Annotated in this window: 13 protein-coding genes; 7 read left to right on the top strand and 6 right to left on the bottom strand. The window is 46.4% G+C overall.

Annotated features, from left to right (window positions below; translation table 11 throughout):
• Positions 1-69: 69 nt before the first annotated feature.
• The gene (gene pfkA / locus MHB85_RS10200) at positions 70-1,041 is read right to left on the bottom strand and encodes a 6-phosphofructokinase (protein ID WP_036609663.1); all 972 of its coding nucleotides are present in this window, start codon (positions 1,039-1,041) and stop codon (positions 70-72) included.
• A 53-nt stretch (positions 1,042-1,094) separates the two neighbouring features.
• Entirely contained in the window at positions 1,095-2,174 is a 1,080-nt protein-coding gene (locus tag MHB85_RS10195; protein ID WP_017689390.1) for a tetraprenyl-beta-curcumene synthase family protein, read from the bottom strand.
• A gap of 179 nt (positions 2,175-2,353) precedes the next feature.
• Between MHB85_RS10195 and MHB85_RS10190 the strand changes: the two genes are divergently transcribed.
• Together MHB85_RS10190 and MHB85_RS10185 are read left to right on the top strand one after the other, a co-directional pair.
• Positions 2,354-3,694, top strand: coding sequence for a multi antimicrobial extrusion protein MatE (locus MHB85_RS10190; protein ID WP_105598115.1), 1,341 nt, complete (start codon positions 2,354-2,356; stop codon positions 3,692-3,694).
• 40 nt (positions 3,695-3,734) lie between these two features.
• Positions 3,735-4,907, top strand: coding sequence for an MFS transporter (locus MHB85_RS10185; protein WP_074094449.1), 1,173 nt, complete (start codon positions 3,735-3,737; stop codon positions 4,905-4,907).
• Positions 4,908-5,061: 154 nt separating this feature from the next.
• Here MHB85_RS10185 and MHB85_RS10180 read toward each other — a convergent pair whose 3' ends face one another.
• Positions 5,062-5,259 carry a cold shock domain-containing protein gene (locus MHB85_RS10180; RefSeq protein WP_017689394.1) on the bottom strand — a complete coding sequence of 66 codons (198 nt, stop codon included), beginning with the start codon at positions 5,257-5,259 and terminating at the stop codon, positions 5,062-5,064.
• Positions 5,260-5,421: 162 nt separating this feature from the next.
• Between MHB85_RS10180 and MHB85_RS10175 the strand changes: the two genes are divergently transcribed.
• The 5 genes from MHB85_RS10175 (at position 5,422) to MHB85_RS10155 (ending at position 9,516) form a co-directional block, all read left to right on the top strand.
• Positions 5,422-5,655 carry a hypothetical protein gene (locus MHB85_RS10175; RefSeq protein WP_017689395.1) on the top strand — a complete coding sequence of 78 codons (234 nt, stop codon included), beginning with the start codon at positions 5,422-5,424 and terminating at the stop codon, positions 5,653-5,655.
• A 3-nt stretch (positions 5,656-5,658) separates the two neighbouring features.
• Positions 5,659-5,844 (top strand): hypothetical protein, encoded by a 186-nt coding sequence (locus MHB85_RS10170; protein WP_036609669.1) that lies wholly within the window; start codon positions 5,659-5,661, stop codon positions 5,842-5,844.
• Between the two features lie 213 nt (positions 5,845-6,057).
• The gene (gene pepF / locus MHB85_RS10165; RefSeq protein WP_091017526.1) at positions 6,058-7,848 is read left to right on the top strand and encodes an oligoendopeptidase F; all 1,791 of its coding nucleotides are present in this window, start codon (positions 6,058-6,060) and stop codon (positions 7,846-7,848) included.
• Between the two features lie 133 nt (positions 7,849-7,981).
• On the top strand, positions 7,982-8,362 hold the full coding sequence (locus MHB85_RS10160; RefSeq protein ID WP_105598114.1) for a LapA family protein: 381 nt from the start codon (positions 7,982-7,984) through the stop codon (positions 8,360-8,362).
• 113 nt (positions 8,363-8,475) lie between these two features.
• Positions 8,476-9,516, top strand: coding sequence for a M42 family metallopeptidase (locus MHB85_RS10155; protein WP_105598113.1), 1,041 nt, complete (start codon positions 8,476-8,478; stop codon positions 9,514-9,516).
• A gap of 109 nt (positions 9,517-9,625) precedes the next feature.
• On the opposite strand, the gene MHB85_RS10150 is transcribed toward MHB85_RS10155, so the two are convergent.
• The 3 genes from MHB85_RS10150 to MHB85_RS10140 all read right to left on the bottom strand — a co-directional run bounded on the left by MHB85_RS10150 (position 9,626) and on the right by MHB85_RS10140 (position 13,299).
• On the bottom strand, positions 9,626-10,564 hold the full coding sequence (locus MHB85_RS10150; RefSeq protein ID WP_105598112.1) for a hypothetical protein: 939 nt from the start codon (positions 10,562-10,564) through the stop codon (positions 9,626-9,628).
• A gap of 164 nt (positions 10,565-10,728) precedes the next feature.
• On the bottom strand, positions 10,729-12,660 hold the full coding sequence (locus tag MHB85_RS10145; protein WP_105598111.1) for an ABC-F family ATP-binding cassette domain-containing protein: 1,932 nt from the start codon (positions 12,658-12,660) through the stop codon (positions 10,729-10,731).
• Positions 12,661-12,720: 60 nt separating this feature from the next.
• A complete protein-coding gene (locus MHB85_RS10140) occupies positions 12,721-13,299 on the bottom strand; it encodes a TetR/AcrR family transcriptional regulator (protein ID WP_017689402.1) in 579 nt (192 codons plus the stop codon).
• Positions 13,300-13,301: the final 2 nt, after the last annotated feature.

The raw sequence follows: 13,301 nt of genomic DNA, 5'->3' as shown, positions 1-13,301 counted from the left end.
TACTCACTCCGTGAAACAACAAAAAGAGCACAATCCACGGGACTGTGCTCTTTTTGCTTATGAATCGAATTATTGGGACAAACGTTGTGCAAGCTCGTAAGTCACCATATCGAAATCTTTTTTTGTGTTAACCACTTTATCAATATCCGTCAGGGTAAGCTCACCCTTGATAATGCCACAACCTTTGTCTGTCTCGCCTGCGATCAGACTGCGAACAGCGAAGTCACCTAAACGGCTTGCCAGGTTACGGTCGAATGGAGTTGGCGTACCCCCACGCTGAATGTGACCCAGAACGGTTACACGCGGCTCATACGTTGGGCAACGTTCCATCAGTTCTTTTGCTACATCCTCACCTTTGCCTACGCCTTCTGCAACGATGATAATACTGTGACGTTTGCCATGTGCAAAGTTAGCTTTCATCCGATCTGCTACTTCGTCCATATCAAATGGAACTTCTGGGACAAGAATCGTTTCAGCACCCGAAGCAAGTCCGGCATGCAGCGCGATATCTCCACAGTGGCGACCCATAACTTCAACGATGGAAGAACGTTCGTGTGAAGACATCGTATCACGTAATTTGTTTACTGCATCAACTACTATGCTTACAGCTGTATCAAATCCGATGGTATAGTCGGTGAATGAAACATCGTTATCAATCGTTCCTGGCAGACCCATGGTATTAATGCCCAGTTTGCTCAGTTTATTCGCTCCGTTGTAGGAACCATCTCCACCGATAACAACCAGACCGTCAATGCCACGCGCACGCAAAATGTCCGCACCTTTTTGCTGACCTTCAGCGGTATAGAACTCCTTGCAACGTGCCGATTGAAGAACCGTTCCCCCACGTTGGATGATATCCCCTACACTCCGCAAATCCATTGGGAAAATGTCATTATTCAAAAGACCCTGGTATCCACGTTGAACTCCAAATACTTCGAGACCGTGAAACAGTCCGCTGCGAACAACCGCACGAACAGCCGCGTTCATCCCCTGTGAATCACCACCGCTCGTTAATACTGCGATTTTCTTTACTGCTGTCATGATGTTTCTTCCTCCTCTAGTTTCACTTCAGGCTCCGCAATATCACACCTGACTTACATATTTTTCCGTATCCAGCGACTGAAAATGAAGAAAAATATTCTTGTGATCGGACTATTTTTCAGCAGACGTTTGGATACGACGCGAACTTCCTGTTGTTCGCTGACTTTGGGATCAGACAGGTAAATGGCAATCAGTCCTTCGATGATCATCCGGTGAAAGGAGCTTCCCGGAATCTTCTGTACATCACTGCGTGCCATCTCCACAATAAAAGCAATTCGGTCCAGCATGGTCTCCACATTCTCATAATAATTGCAGAAGTTGAGATCTCCCCCGATGCGGTCCTCATCCTGATCAATTAAATAATCGAGCATAATGTGCAATGCGCATACATGTGGGAAATAGGCCGTGTGGATCGAGGCCGCTTGCTCTTCAGTCAACTGATCGTCACTCGCAGCCAGAAACAGCATGAAAACGCCCAGTGTAGAGCCAGTTGCAGCAGCAAATTCGTTCCAACGAAACTGAGGTGTGCGATGACGATGCTCCGACCACCATTCGAGCAGTGCCGTTTCTCTCAGTTCCGGCTTGATATGCTTATATACCTGCAGGTCCGTGTATAGGCCTGCCAGATCCTGAATTTGGGGCTTGGCGGACGTATAGCCTGGTAACTGACGGGTCAGTTCCTGACATGTGGTCACCAGATTCCGCAGATATCCGCCGTCATCCTGCTCCTCACGGAGGGCATAATAATTGACGGGAATTGCTTCGGGATCTACCGCATCAAGCATGGATTGATGGAGAAGACGAAAGTCATCCGGGTCCATCGACGTGCTGCGGTCGCACAGATTGTCCAAATAATCACTAATAGTTTGATATGAAACGATCAGCGGAATCAGAATGTGCCTGTTGGGCAAATCAGCTAATGCGTAGACGGTTCCGCCTTCACAGTGAAACTGTTTATCCTTCAGACTGGCAAGTGCCTGTGTACGCAATTCCTCATTCGGAATCGCCTCAGCTTGAGCACGCCATCCATTCAGTGCCTTCCGTGTTTCCGGAATGGTGTATTTGTACACCCCTCTCATCAATGCCAGCGGTCCACGCGGATATTGATGACGTTTTCGATTTGATTGGCTCAAAATAAATGTGCCTCCACTTGGTTGAATACGTATTAGAGCGATTTTTAACCATTCCTATTATAATATGATCCCCTTAATTGTACAAATGATCTGCCGCATATTCCGCATAAAAAATCGCATCCGCGCCCAAAACTTTGTGATATACTAGGCATATTTCATCCATCAAAGGAGTCGTTGACATGTCGTCAAGTGAATCACTTTCGTGGAGACGGTTATTTTCTTTTTTTGTGCCACTTGGCATTTCCGCCTCTCTCGTCACCATTTCTCACGTCATCATAAACAGCACATTAGCACGTTCCGCTCATCCCGAGACGGTTATTGCCAGCTATGCCATCGCCGGTAGCTTGTTAACCCTCACGGAACGCCCCTCCACCCTGCTGCGGCAAACCTGTTCCGCACTGGTTCGCGATCGCCTTTCCTTTCAGGCCCTCACGTTTGTGACCAAAATATTTCTTGCCTGTGTGCTTCTCATTGGGTTTCTCATCGTATACTCTCCCGTTGGTACCGGGGTGTTCAAATACCTGTTTGGTGTAAGTCCGGATCTGCTGACCAAAGTCATCGACGTATATGAAATTCTCATGTATGTGAGTATCTTTTCAGTGATCCGCAACATCTATCAGGGGATCATCATTACGAATAACCGCACCAAGTGGTTAACCATCGGTATGGTATTCCGTTTAGCCGGCATGTACGGCCTTTCCCTCTATTTCATATACACAGACAGCATTGACAGTGGACGTGTAGGCGCTATCATTTTTGCTGCGGGCATGATGATTGAAGCGCTCGTCAGCTTTCTGGAAGGAAACAGCATCAAGCGCAAGATGCCAGCCAAGCTTGAGGATCATCCCGTCGAGAGCAAGGGAGACGTATTTCGCTTTTATAAGCCACTGCTGTTATCCAGCTTTGTAGCGCTGTTCATAGGACCGGTTATTAACATTGTACTGGGCAAAACGACCGGGATCGCACTAGCCATTTCGTCCTTTGCCATAGCAAGCAGTCTGATGCAGTTGATGCTAAGCTTCTTTACATACATCCATCAGATCGTGCTGAATTTCTACCTTGTGAACGCCAAACTGGTACGAAAATTCGCACTTGTCACCGGATTTATTCCGTTTGCGATGATGGTGTCGATTGCCTATACCCCCTTGGGACCATGGGTACTCGAAAATGTCATGAGCGTTCAGGGCGAACTTTTGCAACAAAGTCTGTGGACACTGCGTGCGTTCGTCTTATTTCCGCTGATCTTCCCTTTTCTGGATTTCAGCAATGGCCTCATTCTGCTTCGCGGTCAGACAAAAACGATGTTTCGTTCGCAAACTGCGAATGCAATCTGCACAGTAATTGTGCTGCTTATACTGGTTAGTATCTTTCCTGCGTGGAACGGCATGATTGGCGCTGTTGCCCAATCCCTTGGCCTGCTCGCCGAACTCATCATTGTCTGGCTTGTCATCCGGCGCACGAAGCAAGAACCTACGATGTCCGTGCCGAAAGCCCGTAAATCAACATCCCTGAAAGGGTAATAAAATCATTGAATTGTTATCAGGATTGGAGTCTCTCATCATGAAATTAAGTCACAACGCCCGCCCGGATCAGAACTGGCTCCGGGCTCTCATGTTCACCATCTTTGGTTCCACCGTTCTGGTGGTATCCTACTTCCAGCTTTACTTCAGTCATCTGGGCTTCAGTCGGGCTGAGATTGGATATCTCTACGGAATTGGCCCCCTCATCTCTGTGTTCTCCAATATGTTCTGGAGCATGGCCAGCGACCGATACCAAACGGTACGTAAAGTGATGATCATTCTGCTTGGTGGTCAATTGATCACAGGGATCATGCTCGCCAATGCAACAACTTTCGGTCAGGTATTTGTACTCGTGACCCTGTTTTACTTTTTCTATTATCCGGTCTATCCTCTCTCCGATACGATGGCCATTACAACGGCCAGCAAGTACGGCCGAAATTTCACTTCCATTCGAGTCTTCGGATCGATCGGTTATGCCTTCTTTGCATTAAGTATCGGGTATTTCCTTGGATCTTTTGGTCCAGCATGGACAATTTGGGTCTGCGTTGGTCTTGCTGCAACTACACTATTGATCAGTTTTCAATTGAAGGATCAACCTTCGGGGAGCAGTAGCAAAATGGATCTATCGGGGTTATGGGCTATTCTGAAACGCAGAGATGTGCTTACTTTTTTTGGCTGTGTATTTTTGCTTGCCATGGGACATCGCATGAACGAAGCATTTCTTACCATCACGCTAAAAGATTTGGGTGCCAGCGAGGGGCTGATCGGCTGGTCTTTGCTGATCTCTTCCGTAAGTGAAATCCCCATATTTCTACTTCTCAGCAAGTATGGAAACCGTTATAAAGAACTGCCGCTAATCGCTTTTGCTGCACTGATGTATACGGTTCGTTTGCTTCTCATGTCCATATCCGATACACCAGCAGCTGTCGTTGCAATTCAGACGATGCACAGTGTGACCTTTGGTATTTTCTACGTTACGGCGGTCCGCTATATCATTCGCCTAGTTCCGGACGGCTACAGAGCTACGGGTATGGCTTTGTTCACCATTGTCTGGTCCAGTGCTTCGGGACTTCTTAGCGGAACGTTAGGCGGACTGCTGCTGGAACATGCAGGCAGACAAACCTTCTATCTCACCGCTATGGCTTTCTCCCTGGCTGCACTGATCGGTTTCGGATTGAAGTTATGGTCCAGCATGACCAATCGCGTCTCCTGAACACACAGGGAACATACACCGTATTCAACCGTTATTTACACTGAAAATTTTAGAATCAAAAAAAGCACAGCCTCCCTTGGGGGACTGTGCTTAGGTTCTTAATATTCAGCTATAAATTTATCATATATAAGAAGTCCGTTGACCGGAAAAATTCTTACAGTTTGTTTACGTTAGCTGCTTGAGGACCACGGTTTCCATCAGTGATTTCGAATTCTACCGCTTGACCTTCTTCCAATGTTTTGAAGCCATCTCCTTGGATTGCGGAGAAATGTACGAATACGTCCTCGCCGCCTTCAACTGAAATAAAGCCATAGCCTTTTTCTGCGTTAAACCATTTAACTGTACCTTTCAAATGAAAAACCTCCTAAAAATATCGCCATCTATGGCGAATACCTTTATTATACTGTATGGGCTTCCATTTTGCAATTTATCTTTCCATAAATGTCGAAAAAATTTGCTTTGAATCGTAGGGTACGGTATCATTTTACCAAAACCGTTAGTTTGGAGACTACCTATGATAAAAAAACATGAAATATACAAAACAGACAAGTGGAATATGATGACCGTAGAAGTTCAAGGCAAATATCTCGTACTGCGAGAAATTTCGGAAGAGTGGGGCGAAGAATGCCATACTTTCCTAAGCCGTCCTGCATTAATGCACTGGGCTGAACGCCGTTTCCCAAAAGCAGACTTTGAGAACCGTGAGGATGAATGGCGTCAATTGATGGCTGCCTTCAAAGGGGTCTAACCCATGCAGCTTGACTCTAGCAATGTCGTCATCTTTATTATCCTTGCCTTCTCCCTTGGTATTGTGCTTATTCTGGGACGCAATTCCATCCCGGATCGACTGAGACGCGGAATGGCGCTTATTGCTACCCTGCTCATTTGTTTCGCCTTTTTCCTGATCGTTTATTTTCTGTATAACATGGGAGCCTAATCAAGGGGACCCAAATATTCAAATATTTCAACGTGCCTAAGGTCATACTATACGAGATTATTCGTATCGTAAGGAGGAAGGCCGTTGAAATACCAGAAATCGCTATCTGTTATCCTGGTACTTAGTCTGATTCCTTCGTCTCTCTCCGCACAGGCAAGCGAGACGAAGGCAGCTTCGTCCAACCATTCATCAGATCATCAAAGGAGGATTTCCATGAGTCAATTATTGAAACGTTCCGAGGTGCCAGCTGAACATAGCTGGAAACTGGAAGATTTATTTGCCGATCAGAAAGCCTGGGATCAAGAATATGAAGAAGTATCGTCTTTGACCAAGAAGGCCTCCGAATTCCAAGGCAAACTGAATCAACCTGATGTACTCAAATCTTGCTTCGAATTCGAAGATGAGATCAGCCTCAAAATAGAACGCCTCTTTGTGTACGCACGCATGCATCAAGATGAAGACACAGCTAATCCTACATATCAAAACCTGTCCCAAAAAGCCCAGAAATTAGGCGTACGGGTTGGTGAAGCACTTTCTTTTGTCACACCGGAGATTCTTTCCCTGCCTGATGATCAGTTGGACGCATTTATTGCGAACGAAAAACTCTCTGCTTATACATTTACGCTGGAAGAGATGAAACGCGAAAAAGCCCATGTTCTTAGCCAAGCTGAAGAGGCTTTGCTTGCACAGGTAGGCAACCTTTCACAAGCACCACAGACCATCTTCAGCATGCTGAATAACGCCGATCTCAAGTTTCCAAGAATCAAGGATGAACATGGTAAGGAAGTCGAGCTGACACACGGCAGCTACATTCAGTTCCTGGAGAACCCTAACCGTGAAGTTCGCGAACGTGCCTTCAAAGCGGTATACGAAACCTATGCTAAACAGAAGAACACAATTGCCGCTGCCTTGAACGCAAATGTAACCAAAAATATGTTCTATGCTAATGTTCGGAAGTACCCTTCCGTGATGGAAATGTCCCTATATGGAGATAACATCCCAACGGATGTGTATACCAATCTGGTAGACACCATTCACGAGAGCCTTCCGTTATTGCATCGTTATATGGACCTGCGCAAAAAGTTGCTGGGTGTGGATCAATTGCACATGTACGATCTGTTCGCTCCACTCGTAGACGAATACAAAATGGATATTACCTATGAGGAAGCGAAACAAACGGTCAAAGATGGTCTGAAACCACTCGGCAAGGACTATGCTGACGCATTGCAGACTGGATATGATAACCGCTGGATCGATATATATGAGAATGAAAATAAACGTTCTGGCGCATATGCCTGGGGCGCTTATGGCACTCACCCGTATGTCTTGTTGAATCACAAAGATAACCTGAACAGCATGTTCACACTCGCACATGAAATGGGTCACGCTTTGCATTCACATTACTCGGATACAACACTTCCGTATCGTGATGCCCAGTACACCATCTTCCTGGCAGAGGTTGCATCCACGACCAACGAAGCGTTGCTCATGGATTACCTGCTTAACAAATCAACAGATCCAAAGGAAAAATTGTATCTGTTAACCTATTATGCCGACCAATTCCGTACAACGGTATTCCGTCAGACCATGTTTGCTGAATTCGAGAAAATCATTCATGAACGTGCGGAACAAGGTGACGCATTAACACCACAATTGTTATCCGAGATCTATTATGATCTGAACGTTAAATATCACGGAGAAGGCATGGCTGTCGACAAAGAAATTGAAATGGAATGGGCTCGTATTCCCCACTTCTATAACAGCTTCTACGTTTACAAATATGCTACAGGCTTCTCCGCAGCGACAAGCTTTTCCAAGCAAATCCTGGAAGAGGGCCAACCGGCGGTTGACCGATATCTTGGCTTCCTGAAGAGCGGTGGCAGTGATTACTCCATCAACATTCTGAAAAAAGCTGGTGTGGATATGTCTACACCACAGCCAATTCGTGAAGCTATGAGTGTGTTCAAGGAATTGATTGAACAGATGGAGCAGCTAACCAAATAAGGTTGTCTTTCCATGTGACCTGCATCCCTTGCCCGTTTGGGCAGGGGATTTTATCATCATTGCAAGATGCAACATACCCGAATATTGGGTAATGCATATCTAGTTCTCAATTGTTCAACAAGGAGGCAACACCATGAAAATGCAATGGGCACTCATAGCAGGTCTTGTTTTTGCACTGCTCACGGGAATCTTTGCGGTCATTAATGTGGATTCCGTACAAGTCAACCTGTTATTTAACACGGTACAAATCCCGCTGATTTTGCTCATTCTCGGCTGTACCCTGATCGGTGGAATTATTGTAGGGTCATATGGCATTTATCGCCAATACAGACTGCAACGTGAAAATAAACAACTGAAATTGCGTGTATCTGAATTGGAAAGTTCCGCGACAAGCCAATCTTCACTCGATTCTTTCAAAACGATGGATTCGCTTGACTCAAATGAACCCAACAGCCTATTGGAGAATGATTCGATCCAGAGTCAGCGCAAAGGAAACCCTACGGGAACACTGTAACCAATCAGAGACAGCCTGCTGGCGAGTCAGGAATGTTAGTATCACATTCTCTCCCCCAGACAGGCTGTATTTTGTTTCACACCATACCCACGATCCGAGGAGGAAATTACACAATGAGTTTTACAATTGATGAATCATACGTTCTGTCTTTCCTGAAAAAATTGCTGGATACACCAAGCCCAAGTGGTTACACACATCATATTATCGAGATGATCCGGAAGGAAGCAGCAGCACTGGGCATCGCCTGTGAGCTGAATAACAAGGGCGGTGCGGTGCTTACATTGCCCGGACAGGACTCTTCCAAGACAATTGCTTTAAGCGCTCACGTAGATACGCTAGGGGCCATGGTTCGCTCGGTTACATCCTATGGCACATTGAAGCTTACCTCTGTCGGTGGGTTTTCGATGCAAAGTATCGAAAACGAATATTGCACCATCCATACACGGGATGGAAAGACATACACAGGCACCATTCTCTCCCTTCATCCGTCTGTACACGTCTATCCGGATGCACGCACATTTGAACGGACCGAGAGCCATATGGAAGTTCGAATCGATGAAGTTGTCTCCTCCAAGGAAGATGTGTTGAAACTCGGGATCTCTGTCGGTGACTTTATCTCCTTTGATGCTCGCGCAGTCATCACGCCGAGTGGTTATATCAAATCACGTCATCTGGACGACAAAGCCAGCGTGGCAGCCCTCTTCGGCATCCTTGAGTCTGCACATCGAGAAGGCTGGAAACCATTACATAACGTCTCTCTGCTTATCTCGAACTATGAAGAAGTTGGACATGGCGCATCGTATATCCCTGCGGAAATCAGTGAAATGATCGCTGTAGACATGGGAGCCATGGGTGATGACCTGAGCTGTAAAGAAACTGACGTTTCCATATGTGCCAAAGATTCTTCTGGCCCTTATGACTACGATATGACCAGTCGTCTCATTGAACTGGCCAAACAAGATGGAATGGATTACGTCGTGGACATTTATCCCCACTATGGCTCAGATGGCAGCGCAGCATTGCGCGGAGGAAACAATATCCGTGCAGCACTGATCGGTCCTGGAGTTCACGCATCTCATTCCATGGAGCGTACACATAAGGATGCTGTCCTGAATACAGCACGATTGCTCACAGCCTACATTACAACCAAATAAAAAAGAATCATTGATCGACGAAATTATCATGGCATGTTCGTCTAAGCAGAAGGCCCCTTCCAAGCACACAATTCGGTGTGCTTGGAAGGGGCCTTTGTTGTCATTTCTTTTAATCTGCCTGTTCGACATATGCATGATACTTACGATCCAATATCTCTAACTCTGCCTTATGGTCACGCATTTCATTTCTTAACACATGCATGGTTTTCCGAACGGCACTCAGTCCATCCTTCACCTGACGTTCGGCTTTGCGAATTTTGTCCTGAACCATCCAGTCCACGAAGAGGTTATCGAAGAAATAGTCTGCGAATGAAAGCAGACCTCCCAGATGCAGATCCGCGTGTACAGCCATCTCTACATCCTCCAACTCCTTCTGGAAACGTCGTAGACGCTTACCTGCATCCATGATGGCGACCTGAGCGTCATCCATTCGTCCTCGCTTGATATGTGTGGAGATCACTCCACCACCCATCATGTCATATACACCCCAATTACCTGCCGAAGACAAAGCCTTCTCGGCACGTTCAAGGGCATAGACCAGGTATTCCCCCTCCCGGAAAGCTTCATCCAGTTCCTGAAGCTCACTTGCCAGATGTTCCCGATTCTCAGCCATCTGTTGCAATTCCGCATCCTGGTCCAGCAGTCGACCTTCCTTCTTCCCCCACAGCGCGTTGTAATCGCTTTGCCAGTATTGATAATGCCGCCCGCCCTCCAACTCCTGCTCCACATGAATTCGTTGCTCCTGTACGTCTTGTAACATGCGACAAGCAGTGTCGTATGCAGCCTTGCTCTCCATGAGTTCCAGCTCTTCCTTCTCCAGCCGTTCTGTCTTCTTGCCAATCAGTTGATAGAAAAATGCCGACAATGTCATACTGTTCAGTCGATCAACATCCTTCTGCTCCTTCTGGAGATGCTCCAGACGACGCTTTACCTTTGCTTCCCATTCGCTTTCCTCCGTTTGCAGCTTCTCCAGACGTTTGGTCCATTTCTCGTAAATTCTCCCCTTTTCCTTGAGCACTGCCAACTGTTCATTAATTTCCTTATACATGAGTGTGGTGTTCTCTCCCTTCTATGGAATTCTTTACTTATACAACGTAATGAACATACAGAACGTTTCACATAAAATCGCAAATTCGCAGACAAAAAAATCGCCCTTTTCTCCAATGCGACATAAAGTCACTATAGAAAGAAAGGGCGATGTTTAGTTATAAATTAAGACTTGCTCTGCTCAATCTGCTCTGCAAGTTCATTCAGAACGGTCCAGCGTTCCATCAATTCATCCAGATGACGTTCAGCCTCAACCTGCTCCGCCATCAACTCCTGCAGACGGGCAGAATCACTAAATGACTCTTCCATCTCTTTGTTAATCCGGACAAGATTGGCTTCAGCCTTCTCAATATTTTCATCAATCTGGTCGTATTCACGTTGCTCCTTGAAGCTAAATTTCAACTTCGGTTTGGCCGCTGACACAGCAGGCGTCGCTTTCTCCGATGACTGCTTCACCTTCGCCGCTCCTGTGTCACTCTCTTGATTAGCTCCAGGCGCATTTTTCAGCATCCATTCCGCATATTCACTGTAGTCGCCGACGTGTACACGTACAGCACCGTTGCCCTCAAAAGACAGCACTTTATCCACAGTACGATCAAGGAAATAGCGATCATGGGATACGACAAAGACAACACCGGGGAAATCATCCAGGTAGTCTTCCAGTACAGCGAGTGTCTGGATGTCCAGATCATTCGTCGGCTCATCCAGCAGCAATACATTCGGCGCAGCCATCAGCACACGCAGCAGATACAGGCGACGCTTCTCTCCACCAGAAAGACGCGAGATTGGCGTCCACTGGGATGCCGGGGTAAACAGGAACCGCTCCAGCATCTGGGATGCTGTAATCAGAGAGCCATCGGCCGTTTTCACATTCTCGGCCACTTCTTTAATATACTCTATGACACGAAGAGATTCGTCCATCTCCTGATGTTCCTGTGTGAAATAACCCAGATTGACCGTAGGACCAACGTCAACCACACCTGCATCAGGTTCCAGCTTGCCAGATATCATCTGAAGCAACGTGGACTTACCACTACCGTTCGGTCCGACAATCCCTACCCGATCTCCAGGTACGGCAATATAACTCAGATCTTCGATGAGCGTGCGGCCACCCACGGATTTGGAAAGATGCTCGATCTCCAGAATCTTTTTACCCAAACGAGTGGAGCCAACCGATACTTCCAATGAACCCGAGCGCTGGACTCCTTGTTGGTCTTTGAGTTGTTCGAAGCGATCAATTCTCGCTTTTTGTTTCGTCGTCCGTGCCTTGGCACCACGACGAATCCATGCAAGCTCTGTCCGAAGCAAGTTCTTACGCTTCTGTTCGGAAGAGGCTTCCCGTTCTTCACGCTCCGCTTTCAGTTCCAGAAAGCGTGTATAGTTGGCTTCATACCGGAACAAACGTCCATGATCCAATTCCAGCATGACATTCGCCACACGATCCAGGAAATACCGATCATGCGTAATCATAAGCAGTGCACCGCGGCGCTTCTGCAAGTACTGCTCGAGCCATACGACCGAATCATTATCAATATGGTTCGTCGGCTCATCCAGAATGAGCAGTTCACAAGGATGAATTAGTGCAGCAGCAAGTGCTACCCTTTTGCGTTGTCCGCCAGACAATGTGCCCATCAGTGCATCGAATTGACGAATACCCAGCTTGGACAAAATGCTCTTCGCTTCACTCTCCATCTGCCAGAGCTGAAGCTGCTCCATTTGCTGATTCAAACGTAATAACCGCTCTTGCAACGCTGGATCGGACGAATTCAGTTCCAATAATTCCATCGTTTCCGTATATTCTCGCACGGTCTTCATTTCCAGGCTGTCACCTTCGAATACTTGTTGCAGTACTGTATTATCCGGATTGAAGTCTGGATTTTGCGCCAGGAACTGAATTCGTACATCATTACCGATCGAGATCTGTCCCGCATCTGCAGGTTCCATGCCAGATATCACACGCAAAAACGTGGATTTACCGGTTCCATTTACCCCAACGACACCAATCTTGTCCTGATCAGCCATGCCAAATGAAGCGTCCTTGAACAATATTTTTTCGCCATAACTTTTTGCAATTTGCTCTACCGTCATTATGTTCATTGCTCGTACCCACTTCTCTGTAAATTAATATTCAACATTACGTACATCCGCGCACTAACTTTAAACTTGTAAAAAAGAGCGGCATCCGTCCAGAAACAATGCTGCTGCAAAAGCAATTCGTTTGTTCAGATGTTCCTCATTAAACTCCGGATTTAACATGATATCCATCTTCAGCCGGTCCAGAATTCCAATGTAGGCTTCAGCGAGCAATACAGGCTCAGGTACACTTGCACTTTCCAATACCTCACACACCATACTCATGTATTGATTCATGAATGCCTTCATGAATTTCATCAGGTCCGGATCATTATTGGGTGCCATAAAAAAGAGCTTGGTATGATTGCGGCGCTCATAATAATACGTAAGGTGAGTCTTGGCTATTGCTCCAAGTTTATCACCTGTGTTCTCATGTGAGTTCAAAGCATATTCCAGGCGGCTAATAAAGCTGTTACAGTCCCGCTTGGATACTGCGATAAATAATTGTTCCTTGCTTTTGAAATATAAATAAATGGTGCCTTTTGCGATGCCGGCTTCGTCTGCTATATCAGACATTTTCGTCTCATAAAAACCTTTCGAGCCAAAAATACCATAGGCCGCATCCAAAATAGCCTCCGATTTGTCTCCCTGTACCGTGCTCAAAT

Origin of the sequence: Paenibacillus sp. FSL K6-4396 (genome assembly GCF_038002525.1) — a bacterium.
Classification (GTDB): domain Bacteria; phylum Bacillota; class Bacilli; order Paenibacillales; family Paenibacillaceae; genus Paenibacillus; species Paenibacillus amylolyticus_B.
The sequence above is the reverse complement of the archived record's forward strand: the minus strand, read 5'-3'. Positions and strand labels throughout refer to the sequence as shown.

What these genes read in the sequence shown, in the direction of transcription:
- pfkA (WP_036609663.1), bottom strand. Translation starts at nt 1,041, where the DNA reads ATGACAGCAGTAAAGAAAATCGCAGTATTAACGAGCGGTGGTGATTCA.
- MHB85_RS10190 (WP_105598115.1), top strand. Translation starts at nt 2,354, where the DNA reads ATGTCGTCAAGTGAATCACTTTCGTGGAGACGGTTATTTTCTTTTTTT.
- MHB85_RS10185 (WP_074094449.1), top strand. Translation starts at nt 3,735, where the DNA reads ATGAAATTAAGTCACAACGCCCGCCCGGATCAGAACTGGCTCCGGGCT.
- MHB85_RS10175 (WP_017689395.1), top strand. Translation starts at nt 5,422, where the DNA reads ATGATAAAAAAACATGAAATATACAAAACAGACAAGTGGAATATGATG.
- MHB85_RS10170 (WP_036609669.1), top strand. Translation starts at nt 5,659, where the DNA reads ATGCAGCTTGACTCTAGCAATGTCGTCATCTTTATTATCCTTGCCTTC.
- pepF (WP_091017526.1), top strand. Translation starts at nt 6,058, where the DNA reads ATGAGTCAATTATTGAAACGTTCCGAGGTGCCAGCTGAACATAGCTGG.
- MHB85_RS10160 (WP_105598114.1), top strand. Translation starts at nt 7,982, where the DNA reads ATGAAAATGCAATGGGCACTCATAGCAGGTCTTGTTTTTGCACTGCTC.
- MHB85_RS10155 (WP_105598113.1), top strand. Translation starts at nt 8,476, where the DNA reads ATGAGTTTTACAATTGATGAATCATACGTTCTGTCTTTCCTGAAAAAA.
- MHB85_RS10150 (WP_105598112.1), bottom strand. Translation starts at nt 10,564, where the DNA reads ATGTATAAGGAAATTAATGAACAGTTGGCAGTGCTCAAGGAAAAGGGG.
- MHB85_RS10145 (WP_105598111.1), bottom strand. Translation starts at nt 12,660, where the DNA reads ATGAACATAATGACGGTAGAGCAAATTGCAAAAAGTTATGGCGAAAAA.